This is a genomic window from Shewanella fodinae (assembly GCF_014651955.1).
Taxonomy (GTDB): Bacteria; Pseudomonadota; Gammaproteobacteria; order Enterobacterales; family Shewanellaceae; genus Shewanella; species Shewanella fodinae.
Genome location: NZ_BMXW01000001.1, coordinates 274,075 through 286,705 on the forward strand (window position 1 = coordinate 274,075; position 12,631 = coordinate 286,705).

Here is a 12,631-nt window from a genome sequence, read left to right on the forward strand (position 1 = left end):
GAAAAAACAGTAAAAATTTAACCCTAAATTTAATGGAGTGGCCCGAATTTCAGCCCTGAATTCAGACTGGAAACAGCACAACTGGTAGTTGACCAAGGTTATACGAATAGAGTAGCCGCTGAAGCGATGGGCGTTGGTTATTCAACGCTGGGTAAATGGGTTAAACAATTGCGAGAAGAGCGTGCGGGGAAAACACCTCAGGCCTCACCCATGACGCCTGAGCAACGCGAAATTCGTGAACTGAAAAAGCAAATTGAACGCCTTGAATTAGAAAAGGAAATTTTAAAAAAGGCTTCTGCTCTGTTGATGTCGGACTCCATGAAACACTCTCGTTAATCGAGAAGCTGAGTCAGAGCAATAAATAAGCACCGTTATTCGGTTAATCATCTGTGTGCGGTACTGGATGTCCACCGTAGCACCTTTAAATACTGGCAGCAGCGCGATAAGCGACCATCGACGGAAGCTATCCGGCTGCGTAGCTTAGTACGTGAAGCGTATCGACAGAGTGGCGGTTCTGCCGGGGCCAGAACCCTCTCAGACATTATCACGAACGATGAGTCCCACGACATTACGCTGAGCCGATACCGTGCAGGAAAATTGATGAAAGCGCTGAGTTTATTCAGCTGTCAGTTGCCAAAACATACTTACAGGAAAGCAACGCAGGAGCACGTTGCTATTCCAAACTTGCTCGACAGGCAGTTCGCCGTTACAACGCCGGATCAGGTCTGGTGTGGTGATGTCAGTTTCATCTGGACGGGCAACCGCTGGGCTTATCTGGCTGTGGTACTCGACCTGTTTGCCCGCAAGCCAATAGGCTGGGCAATGAGTTATTCACCGGACAGTAATCTAACAATGTCACAGTTGTCGATACACTTCGAGGGGCGCTTAGACGCTCATATCGAACTGTGATTGGTGTATTAGTTCTGACTATATCTGACACGGAATATTGAACCCCCTCCGTCTTATCTAGCTCTAATTAGCTGACACAGACTTTTGAACGCCCTCGCATGCATGCTAGAAAACATCCTTCCTAATCTTAATTCTCTTTCGTAAGAACCCTATTTTGACGCATCAATGCTTCAGCTTCACGTTTCTCTTGTTCACGTTCTTGTTCAGTGGTGCAACGCCTTTGGGGCATTCTTGACCCAGTAACAGTAACGGTTTCGCAACGATATCCATTAGCCGCACTTTTTGCTTGTTCATCTTTTGTAGCTTTTGTTGTCGAAGTGCAAGCGCTCAGTATAACCGCAGCACAAGTCCCCATTAATATTTTACCTACCATAAATACTCCTATAGAACCCTTAAAAATACAAATGTCCGTACGAGGCTCTATTCCTGACATAGATCACTAATTGCATGTTTTATCTACAGTGGATGTTTATCAAGCTCAGAAACAGTCCCCGGCAAAGCCGAGGACTTAACCTTAAAACAACCAATAAAATGACTAGAACTTCTGATTAACAGTTACATAAAGAGTCCTGCCAAGTACGTCATATAGTCCAGTATTAGCATCACGGAAATCATACCCATCGTTGTACCAGTTTGGTGCTTCTTTATCAAACAAGTTATTAACACCAAGTGTAATGCTACCATTCCATGGATGTGTATAACTGACCTGCACGTTATGCTTAACATATGAAGGGATATCCTTCAGATAGTCAACGCCATATTCTTCATTACCAGAATTCTGTGAACTAATATAATAAGTTGTCCACGCAGCACTCCAGTTATCATAATTCCAGTCTACCGATATATTACCACGAAGTTCTGGGTAATCTTGCAGCCCAGAATAATCGAAGTATTCGGCACCGGCTTCATTCTGTTGCTTGTATTCAAAGATCTTCGAAGCTTCCAGTTTGAAACCGAAGTCGCCCACGCCTGTTTCGAGTTTGTAACGTGAGACTAAATCGATACCACTGGTCTTCACACCTGACAGGTTACGGTACTGAGAGTGAATGGTCTCAATCTTTCCATCGTCACCACGAACAATATATGGAGACCCGCCGTTTTCAACTTCTTCGCGAACCAAATCAGCTACATCAACAACCTCAATTTTGTTGTCATATGTAATGTGGTAATAAGATGTTTCTAAACTCAGGTTGTCCAGAATGTTCCATACAAAACCTACTGTTGCTGATTCACCTTCTTCTGCTTTCAGATCTGGGTTACCACCGTAGAGAGTTTTATGCTGTTGACCAGAACGACAATAGTTGGCATCTGTATTGTCGGAACAATAAACCGTATCATAAGTGCTTTCAAAACTCAGCGCTTCACCGGAAAACATTTCACCCATATTAGGGGCACGGAAAGATTTACCCCAGCTAGCTCGAACTAGCAAATCATCTATTGGCCGCCAGCTGGCAGACAATTTAGGTACTAAGTCATCAAAGGTCGAAGATGCATGACCAGAGGCGATATTCCCTTCCTGCTCATACTTTTCATAACGCGCAGCTGCTGACAGATCTATGTTATATGGAAGGTTAGCTTGTAACTCAACATACACGGAGGTGCGGTCACGCGTGGCATCTACGTCATCACCACCAGATCCTCCAGAAATAATGCCCTGCGCCGATTCTGGATCACTCTTCTGCACATACTTGATTTTTTCATACTCAGAACCAAGTACACCAGCCAGGGAGAAATCACCAGAAGTGGCAAGTGTTGTGGATACAAGCCCATCAATTTGTGAGCTGATAAACTTACCTTCATATGCACCAGTATGAGACGCTTGGTAATACAGATCTTCCATCTGCGCATTCCAATCAGTGTAACTCATGCCCGTAGTATTGAAGATATCGTAATCACCAGTATCAATCAGCGACTGAATAATATTGTCGTTGATCAGATTGTAACTAAATTCATTGGTTTTCGAGCGTGTATGTTGTGCATTAACTTCCCAGTCAATGCCATTACCAATATCAATATAACCTTGCAATCCTAGTAGAGCATCGATTGACGTATTTTCAATACTTGAATCACGTTCACCGATCTGTACAGAACGCATATACAACGTCATATCTTTACCAGTTGGATTGTTTGGATTATCTGCTGCCATCACTGGATAATTCGTGGAGACAGGAGTACCTGCATAACGGGCCTGGGTTTCAGATGTGCTTGCCATCAAGCGACCGCGCATAGTTAAATCATCCCCTAACTTATAATTAAAGTTAGAAAGCAGGTTGTTTTTATTAACATCACCGAATAGCTTGGTAACTTGACCATAGTTATATAAACAACGGCCATTATTTACGCCATCTGTACTATCTACAACATTTTCTGTTTGACTACATAAATCAGAATTGCCGTAATATGAGTATATTGGGTCACCATCTTCATCTAAGTTTCCGGTATTGTAATAACCATTTGGTACAGAACTGAAAGAACTAAACCCATAATAATCTGGGTCATTAACTTTCCATATATCACGATCCATCACCGCTTGAGTATCATAGTGCTCAAAAGTCACATTGATGTTACCACGATCAGTTGTAAAACCAGTTGCAATGGAAAAACGGTTAGAGTTACCACCTTCAACTTTAGGAACTTCACCATCGTAGTTAAGCTCAACACCATCAAAATCTTTTTTAGTGATAATATTAATTACCCCTGCAACTGCATCCGAGCCATAAACAGCTGATGCTCCATCACGCAAAATTTCGATGCGTTCTACAATGGCCATAGGGATAGTGGAAGTATCAGCCACTGTGCCAGAGCTGGAAGAGGTACCAGGCATACGACGCCCATCCAAAAGCACTAGAGTCGCTTGAGCCCCTAATCCACGCAAATTGATATCACTGGTAGCGCTCGCGCCTGCGCCATAGCCAGACATCCCGCGCCAAGAACCAAAACTGTTGGCGCTAGTGTTATTCAGTACGTCAGCCACCGAAGTTTCGCCTGTAACTTTAATGTCAGCAGCAGTGATAACCGTTACAGGAGAAGCTGACTCCATATCGACTTGTTTAATGCGAGAACCTGTAACCTCAATGCGTTCAACCTTGGCATTTTCGTCCTTATCAGTTTTTTTTTCTTCTTCTGCAGCGATAGCAAAGCCACTTGCAAAAACACCCGTTACCACACTTCCCAATAATGCATATCTTATCGATTTTGCAAGGAAACCTTTGTTGTTCATACTATTCTCCCTTGGACTTTTCAATTTTATAATTGTCAGCGTTTTGGCCGCAATTTATGTAAACACAATGCTCACATTTAAGAACATCATGTAAATTCCAACACAAATAAAATCACATAAAAAACATTTTATCAACGCAAATAAAACTATTGATAAACACAGAAGAACACTCCAGAATAATCCGGAAGAAACACATAAAAGCATTAAATGTTGAAAATATAAATATTTTCGATATTTTTTTGTAAATTTTATGAATTTTATAGATTTTTACTCTGATTTATCAACTCAAATTAGACCTAAACACCAAATGAGCAATTTAATTGAAAAATAGGCAAATTAACAGTTACTTACAATATCTCCCGACGAATGTTAATTATTGAAAATCAGTTAAATAATGAAAAATGAAGGGAAACCTGCTTCAGATCTCAGATCAATGTCATCTGCCTGAGAACTAGCTGCTCGAAGGACAGCTGCAGAAGCGAAAGCACTGGCTCCGCAATGGGTTTTATCTGTTTATCCAGATAGTAGGAGTAATCAATAGCAGAGCGCCTTAGCGCTTGAGGTTCCGGGCCATTGACGGTGATGACATAATCGATGCGTTGGCCCTTTTTGCCATATGACGGGTCATTCAAAGCATCGACCTGCATTTGAGCAGCTTTCACATGCGGGACATTGGATTGATACGCATCGAGTGAACGTCTCAACTGTTTGCTGAACACCAGCTCTTCATCCAATTTACCTTGTTGTAACAATTCCGCTTGTGCTGCTAAATACTCTGTTACATCGCAATCGTTAAATAAGCGATGATAAAGTTCATATTGAATACGCTTAGCGAGTGGGCTCCAGTCACTGCGCACTTGTTCCATCCCTTTAAACACCAGTTCGAGTTCTCCGTCACTACTGCGAACTGCACCGACGTAACGTTTTTTTGAGCCTTCAGAGGAACCTCGCAACGTCGGCATCAAAAAACGCTGATAATGACTGTCAAATTCCAACTCCAGCGAGCTATCCAGCGCAAAAGCCTGTTTGATGTGCTCTCGCCACTTCTGCGTGATGTTCGCGGCAAGTTGGTGCCCAAAAGCCACGGGGTCTTCTATTCCGTGATGTTCACCAAGCCAGACAAATGTGGAGTCGGTGTCACCGTAGATGACCTGATAGCCTTGCTGCTCAATCCAAGCCTTAGTGGTCTGCATGATCCAGTGGCCGCGCATGGTGATGGAACTGGCAAGCCGCGCATCGTGAAATACGCAGCCGCGGGAACCCAACACTCCATACAACGAGTTCATGATGATCTTGATGGCCTGGGATAATGGCGCATCTTGATTTAGCTTCGCCTGTTCTCGAGCCTGTGCTAGCTTTTCCACTAGCTGCGGTAGAATATGCTGTTGTCTGGCAAATCGGGCACCGCGATAACCTTCTACGGTTTCACTGGCTGGCTGCTGCAGTCCAAGGATCATACCTAACGGATCAATCAAGAAGGTTCGGATGATAGAGGGATACAGACTTTTAAAATCTAGCACCAGAATATCGCGATATAACCCTGGTATGGAGTCCATCACATAGCCGCCAGGGCTTTCCAGTCCGTCACTCAGCGGACTCGCTGGGGCAACGTACCCGGCGCGGTGCAGATGCGGTAAATATAGGTTGTTAAACGCCGCAACAGAAGCACCTACCCGACCAAACCCTAGTCCGGTTAATTGCGCTCTGGCAATGGCAAATGGCAGTAAATGCGTTTTGCCAAAAATCTCCCAGACCAATCGACAATCACTAAGGTTGTAACGGGCTAGTGCCAATTTGTCTTGCTGAAAAAGTCGAGTAATTTCCTGTCCACGATTACCGACATCATGGATCTGCTTACCTTCACCTAACAGTTGTCGCGATACATATTCCAATGAATAACGGTCAAATTTGTAAAATGCGGCTTTGAGCCAATCAATACCATCAAGGACAACGATTCCAGGCAATTGCAGTGTTTCAGGGCGAAATTTGTCTTCTACCAGCCATTCAAGCACAGCACCATCACGGCCAAGAGCAGGGAGTATGCTATGAAAGGTGAAACGCCGCCATAACAGCGCCAAGTCGAAGGTCACCACCGACCATCCAAGTATCACGTCCGGCTGCCACGCAGCAAACCAAGCGACCGAAGCCGCTAACAGTTGTCGCTCATCCGCCACCCAGTCTATCCACTCTTCGGCCGTTTGCTTTGGCCCGACCATAATAACTTTGCGTAAAGGTTGCTTCTGCTCATCCTCGCCATACAAGCCGATGGAATACAGCTCTCCAGTAAAACTGCATTCCACATCAAGTGACACAACTCTCAGTTTGATATCATCGCCCAAGGTCACGGGGCGCGCTTTACTAGCAATGAAATGGGTTGCATCATCGTCAGCAAATCGTCCAAAAAATTCGGCATCCAAGGCGATAAAGCGTTCAATCAGATACCGTTGATGAGGGCGAATTTCTGCTTCATGCAATGCGATATTATGTTCCCGACTCCAACGTTGCAGATCACGAAACAATTTACGGTTATGGCAATATACCGCTGCCATAGGCTGCTGCTGAAAATCCTTGAGCGACAAAGAGCGACAGGAGATAGTGGGAAATCTGTGAGTTACCGCAGCGACCGCAAATTGTGGAACAAAGGCCACTTGTGCCTGGTCTGGGACGTCCACGGTCAACGGTCCTGAATCGGTTTTCAAACAGTAACGCAGACTCATACCCTCCGCAGAATATAACGTCTGCCGGGTAAGAATGCGGCCTTTGACTGTTGTAAAACCACTGGCGGGCATAAAACACATCCGCTGACATTAAAGGTTTATTAGGATAAGAAATTACTGTTAATATATACAGGATTATTTTCCAGGATCCATTCAATGCTTGCTGCCAATGTAAAAAACCAGATCCGCGAGATTTATAAGGCAATCTCTAGCGCCCTGCCTAATTTTCGTTCCCGTCGGGAACAGAATTACATGGTGGCAGAAATCTCAAAGACGTTGGCAGGGGAATATGACAAGCAGCGGCGTATCATCGTTATCGAGGCTGGCACTGGTATCGGTAAATCTTTGGCATACATTCTCGGTACCATTCCGCTGGCACTGGCGTCTAAGAAAAAAGTCTGCATCTCCACGGCAACTGTAGCATTGCAAGAGCAGTTGCTGCACAAGGACCTCCCCTTCTTTTTACAGCACTCGGGTATCGATTTTAAATTCGGACTAGTAAAAGGCCGACAACGCTATGTTTGTCTAGCGAAGCTGGAGATGCTGATTGGCGAGAGCAGTACAGGACAGATGGCGATGTGGCAAACCAAGCCAGACCAGTCGCAGATACAATCGCTACAACAGCTGTTACAGGATTATCGCGCCGGACGCTGGAATGGTGAGTGGGATACGCTGGAAACACCGCTACCTGATCACTTGTGGCAACAGATAGCTTCAGATAAGCACAGTTGTCATAAACAATTGGCAAACCATGCAAACTGTCCATTTCACAAAGCGAGAGAAGATCTCGATGAATGGGATGTACTGATTGCCAACCACAGTTTGCTTCTCGCCGATCTGGAGTTGGGAGGCGGCGTGATCCTGCCAGAACCGGAAAATCTGTTTTATGTCATTGATGAGGCTCATCATCTGCCGATTGTTGCGCGAGATTTCTCTAGTGCGCAAGCCACGGTGCGGGGAGCAACAGACTGGTTAGAAAAGGTCGGTAAACTTGCAGGAAAGCTGCAAGCACAGATAAAAAGCAACAATATCATTGCTCCGGCCCAAGCCATGCTGGATCGCGTTGCAGAGCTCACATCATTACTCAATAAGGTGGCGCATTTTTGCGAAACCCAACCCAAGTTATTTGCTAATGAAGATCAACGCTGGCGTTTTGAGCACGGCAAATTGCCTGGGGCCTTATTAATCCTGGCGGAAAACCTGTCCACGGCAAGCAGTGATGCCGTCAAACAATTTAACAAGATGCAGTTGCTGCTCAATGAGAGTTTTAAAGACGGCGAACTCCCTAAGCATCAGGCAGAAGCCTTACTGACTGAATGCGGTTTTATGCTGCAGCGGCTAGAAAATCTGCAAAAGCTCTGGAAAATGATGGCTCGGGAAGATAATCCCAAAGGCGCCCCACTGGCACGTTGGATTGAGGTGATTTCTGGCAAGCAGCCTGACTATCTGTGCAGTGCATCGCCAATTGAAGTGGGATTCATGCTGGAAAAAATGCTTTGGGAGAAAGCCGCTGGCGTCGTGTTATGCAGTGCCACGCTGCGAGCGCTTAACAGCTTTGAACACTTTACATACCAAGTGGGATTATCACTCAATGATGGCAGTCGCTATCTGGCACTGCAGTCACCATTTGATTTTGCGAATAACGCGACGTTGTTTTTACCGCAAATGCAAACGGAGCCTGCTGATGACGCTTATACCGATGAACTGGCACAGCAGATCAAAGCGTTGGTCGAAGAAGAACAAGCAACATTAGTGCTGTTTGCGTCCTACTGGCAAATGGAGAAAGTGACAGAGTTACTTAAAGACAAATTACCAGCCGAGCCGCTTATTCAGGGCAATGCTCCGCGACAACTGCTACTGGAAACCCATAAGCAGCGTTGTGATAGTGGGCAGCCTAGTATTTTATTCGGCACCGGCAGCTTTTCTGAAGGGTTGGATTTACCAGGCGATTACCTGACGAATCTTATTGTCACCAAACTCCCATTTGCAGTTCCCACCTCCCCGGTAGAACAGGCACATTCAGAATATATCAAGCTAAAAGGAGGTAATCCTTTTTTACAATTGACGATTCCCGATGCTAGTCGCAAGCTAATTCAAAGTTGTGGGCGGTTACTACGGAAAGAGGAAGATTATGGCCGCATTACCATTCTTGATCGCCGTCTGGTCAGCAAGCGTTATGGTAAAGCGCTGTTGGATGCACTGCCCCCCTACCGCCGAGTCATCGAATAAGCCGGGAAATTCGTGGAACTAGTTACTCATTCTGGCAATTGGCTGTTGCTTAGCATAGTTGGGGTTATCGCCGGTTTTATTGATGCCGTCGTCGGCGGTGGCGGATTGCTGTCAATACCGGCATTATTGACCATTGGCATGCCACCACATATGGCACTTGGCACCAATAAACTCGCGGCAAGCTTTGGTTCATCCATGGCGGCTTATACCTATTATCGACAGCAATTGTTGCAGCCCGGATTGTGGCGTTCCAGCTTTGCGGCAACAACTACCGGTGCGTTGTGTGGCAGCATTCTGGTGTATCTGGTCGATACCTCTTGGCTGGAAAAATTATTGCCAGTGTTGATAATGGTGATTGCGCTATACAGTCTCTTGAGCCGAAAAATTCTTGAGGAAAGTCCCACCAGCGACAATGAAAAATATCCCAAGCGTAGCCGTAAGATTCTGCAAGGGTTAATATTGGGTGGCTATGATGGATTCGCCGGTCCTGGTATTGGTGCCATCTGGATAGTAAGCTCCAAAGCACTACATAAACTGTCATTTCTGAAAAGCTGCGCCTTGTCGCGCGCGATGACCTTTGCCAGTAACACTACCGCACTGACGGTATTCTTATTACTGGGAAAGGTCGATATTGCGATTGGGTTGTTATTGGGACTAAGCATGATGCTTGGATCATTCGTCGGAGCACATTCAGCCATTCGCTTTGGTCTGCCGTTTATCCGACCATTGTTTATTACTGTGGTAATAGCGATGGCGCTGCATCTGACCTGGAGCGCTTGGCTATGAACCAGTCACAACTGATTGCCAAGTTGAGAGTACAGTTGCAACAACTGGAACAGCAGGTACTCCAATATGATGCCTCATTGCCTGCACATGATTATAAACTGCTGGAACATTTGGAACGGTTTAATGATGAGTTATTCCACCAGCATGGAGCCAAACTCACACCTTGTGTGCAGCAGATCCGGGACAATATTAATCAACTGGAAAAACAACTGCAGTTACAGATGTCTGCTGCCACAGTCGCCAGAACCTGTGAGAGGATCCAAGATCGCTTCTCGGCACTGAAACGAGCCATGGCAACGACTGCTATTGATGTCAAAGAGCAGCAGCAACAAAAAAACAGCAAACAACGCTATTTCCAGAACAAGCAATCGCAACAGCATCAATCAAGTGGCTTCGACTGGATTGCCAATCAAGTGATGCATAGTAGTCACAGACTCTACGAGGAGCTAAATAAACATCTGAATTGGGAGAAAAAAATTTTATTCAAAATCGAACAATTGCAATCGCAACTAGACACCTGTCATAGTACTGCAAAAATTGCACTTCAAAATGACCTGCTTTTAATGCACCGCCGTTTGGGCAAATGCAGGCAGGCCATCAGTTACATTGAAGATCGCATTCAAGTGTTCGAACGTCCGCAGCAAAATAACCATCGTTAAGGAGCAACAATGAAATTCACTTTGACCGCTTCAGCGCTGCTTGCGCTTCTTAGTTCATCCTCTGTATTTGCGGCCAATCTCAATATTCCTATGTCTTTCGAATATCTGGCACTGGATGGACAAGAGGTCGAAACCAACCATTTCACCCACAAGAGCGAGCTGACGTTAAGCGAAGGCGAGCATAAAATTGCGATACGTTACAGTGATGTGTATGAAGATGGCATTAGTGATAGCCCTAACTTCGTGAAATCGTCACCTTTTATAGTCACCTTGAACGTTAATGGTGATTATCAATATCTGCTCGCCCCCAAAAACAAAGTGGTCAGTCCCAAAGACTATGCAAAAGCGCCGAACGTGGTCATTACCCGTAAGGATGGCGGCACGGTAGATTACAGTATTGTACAAACACAGTTGAAAGAAGATTCTTTCGTAAGCAAGTTGCTGGGCACCGATACTGGGGTGGATATCGATTCTGCATCAGCGGCAGTGACTGCAGGCAAAGAGGTCCCGGTGGCGACAATGCGACAGCCAACGGCGGTAGAAGCTATGACGGCACCGATGTCCACGACAGAAGCCAATTCTCCCGCCACAAAAGCAGATAGTGCGGCCCATGCCGGACAGATGCTGCAGTATTGGTGGTTACACGCTGATGCGGCCACTCGCAAAGAGTTTATGAGTTGGGCGATTAAACAGCTGTAATAAGCTAACGCTGTGATCCCGGTCATCTACCACGCCAGCTATTTAAAGCTGGCGTTACCTCCGCATCTTCGCTTTTCCATCTAGAAATACCAAGCACTGCACCAGAAATACCAGGCACTGCAGCAAAAGCTTCCCAGCACATAAACCACATTCACACTACGATTTAGAGCTGTCACCTGGTGCCGATGGGAGCCACTATTTGGTGTCATTACAGCACACCTTGCCTTTAATATTACAAAGGCACCAGCCACAACTAATTTTCTATGATGCTGGAGTTGATGTACGCCAAGATAATGAACTCGGTCTATTGGCGCTGACAGTTCAGGATATTTATCAGAGATATAAGTGGATACTACATCTTGCCACTACAATGGAGATCCCAATTGTCTGCGTTAGTGGCGGCGGATATTGCCGGGACATTCTACAATTAGTGTCCGGACACAGTCAGTTATACTTTGGCGCCACCGAGTGTTTTGCTAACTGAAGGAGAATAGTGAATGCAATTGGATATCCGCAACTATTATGAAGTGCTGTTGATGGAAATTTTATCTGATGAGGGACTGCTTGATGAACTGCCGGAAAGCTATCTGGCGGATTTAGCCTGCATAACGCTAAATCAGTTACCGGTGCGCTATATTCATCATCTGGTGGATACCTATTTTTATGAAGATCTCAATGAACAAGAGCAGATGCGCCGGGAAATCTACCATGCGCTGGAAAAATCACGAGCATTTTTGAAATCAAAACTCATTAAAGATGATAAGACCGCGGTCTGAACGAATAAATAAACGAGCGGAAAATTGGAGGCTCCCCCAGAGCCAACACCCCGGCACATGAGTCGCTTGCTACGGTTGCTCCCTTCCGGGCCTGGCCGGGTTCACAAGTTATCATTGCGGGGGGACCCTGGGGTCGCCACAGATTTGCAGAACCACTGCAACGGCGCCGATTATCCCTGAAGGCCTCGAGAGGATCAAGGATAAATACCCTATTCCTCAAAAAGATAGGTGTAACTGCACATTAGATAAGCAAAAAGTCCGACAAAGCAGACTTTTTGATAATCGCAGTATTGCTTATAGCGTTAGCAATTCAGCGTTCTTTTCAAGGAATTTAGCCCCAATTCCTTTCACCTTGGTCAGTTCTTCCAGCGACGAAAATTTGCCATTGGCCTCACGATATTCCACTATCGCCTTAGCTTTCGCTTCGCCAATTCCTTTAAGCATCTGCAACTCGGCGGCAGTGGCAGTATTAATACTGATTTTCTGAGGATTAACCTTTTGCATCGCCATATCAGCTTTGGGGGTTTCAGCTAACAGTGGAGCGGCAAGAGTAGGTGTCAGTAATGCGGTGACAATTACAAACGTCTTCAGGTATGGGTTCATCACTCTCTCCTTTTTATCATCCATATTCATAAT

At 45.5% G+C, this 12,631-nt stretch carries 10 protein-coding genes, 1 other RNA gene and 1 pseudogene; 7 read left to right on the forward strand and 5 right to left on the reverse strand.

The annotated features are described in order from the left end of the window. Nucleotides 1-66: 66 nt before the first annotated feature. Nucleotides 67-885, forward strand: a pseudogene (locus IE064_RS18095) (transposase); the annotation flags it as partial. A 151-nt stretch (nucleotides 886-1,036) separates the two neighbouring features. On the opposite strand, the gene IE064_RS01405 reads toward IE064_RS18095, so the two are convergent. The 3 genes from IE064_RS01405 to IE064_RS01415 form a co-directional block, all read right to left on the reverse strand. Then, nucleotides 1,037-1,282: a hypothetical protein gene (locus IE064_RS01405; protein WP_189615740.1), complete on the reverse strand. Its 246-nt coding sequence runs from the start codon at nucleotides 1,280-1,282 to the stop codon at nucleotides 1,037-1,039. Nucleotides 1,283-1,444: 162 nt separating this feature from the next. Then, a complete protein-coding gene (locus tag IE064_RS01410; protein WP_189615742.1) occupies nucleotides 1,445-4,129 on the reverse strand; it encodes a TonB-dependent receptor in 2,685 nt (894 codons plus the stop codon). Nucleotides 4,130-4,554: 425 nt separating this feature from the next. After that, nucleotides 4,555-6,918 (reverse strand): DNA polymerase II, encoded by a 2,364-nt coding sequence (locus tag IE064_RS01415; protein ID WP_189615744.1) that lies wholly within the window; start codon nucleotides 6,916-6,918, stop codon nucleotides 4,555-4,557. 84 nt (nucleotides 6,919-7,002) lie between these two features. On the opposite strand from IE064_RS01415, the gene dinG reads away from it, so the two are divergent. From dinG to IE064_RS01445, 6 genes are all read left to right on the forward strand, one after another. After that, the gene (gene dinG / locus IE064_RS01420; RefSeq protein WP_189615745.1) at nucleotides 7,003-9,075 is read left to right on the forward strand and encodes an ATP-dependent DNA helicase DinG; all 2,073 of its coding nucleotides are present in this window, start codon (nucleotides 7,003-7,005) and stop codon (nucleotides 9,073-9,075) included. A gap of 12 nt (nucleotides 9,076-9,087) precedes the next feature. After that, on the forward strand, nucleotides 9,088-9,861 hold the full coding sequence (locus IE064_RS01425; RefSeq protein ID WP_189615747.1) for a sulfite exporter TauE/SafE family protein: 774 nt from the start codon (nucleotides 9,088-9,090) through the stop codon (nucleotides 9,859-9,861). Then, nucleotides 9,858-10,520, forward strand: a complete 663-nt coding sequence (locus tag IE064_RS01430) for a primosomal replication protein (protein WP_189615749.1) — start codon at nucleotides 9,858-9,860, stop codon at nucleotides 10,518-10,520. Before IE064_RS01425 ends, IE064_RS01430 begins: the two co-directional genes overlap by 4 nt. Before the next feature lie 9 nt (nucleotides 10,521-10,529). After that, on the forward strand, nucleotides 10,530-11,219 hold the full coding sequence (locus IE064_RS01435; protein WP_133037639.1) for a DUF2057 domain-containing protein: 690 nt from the start codon (nucleotides 10,530-10,532) through the stop codon (nucleotides 11,217-11,219). A 64-nt stretch (nucleotides 11,220-11,283) separates the two neighbouring features. Next, the gene (locus IE064_RS18270) at nucleotides 11,284-11,703 is read left to right on the forward strand and encodes an arginase family protein (RefSeq protein WP_189616002.1); all 420 of its coding nucleotides are present in this window, start codon (nucleotides 11,284-11,286) and stop codon (nucleotides 11,701-11,703) included. Nucleotides 11,704-11,716: 13 nt separating this feature from the next. Continuing rightward, nucleotides 11,717-11,995: a late competence development ComFB family protein gene (locus IE064_RS01445; RefSeq protein ID WP_133037640.1), complete on the forward strand. Its 279-nt coding sequence runs from the start codon at nucleotides 11,717-11,719 to the stop codon at nucleotides 11,993-11,995. Between the two features lie 33 nt (nucleotides 11,996-12,028). Here the strand turns inward: IE064_RS01445 and ffs are convergent. Together ffs and IE064_RS01455 are read right to left on the reverse strand one after the other, a co-directional pair. Continuing rightward, nucleotides 12,029-12,126: signal recognition particle sRNA small type (ffs, locus tag IE064_RS01450), an RNA gene on the reverse strand. 163 nt (nucleotides 12,127-12,289) lie between these two features. Then, complete coding sequence (locus tag IE064_RS01455; protein ID WP_189615752.1) at nucleotides 12,290-12,598, reverse strand: ComEA family DNA-binding protein; 309 nt, start codon at nucleotides 12,596-12,598, stop codon at nucleotides 12,290-12,292. Between the last annotated feature and the right edge of the window lie 33 nt (nucleotides 12,599-12,631).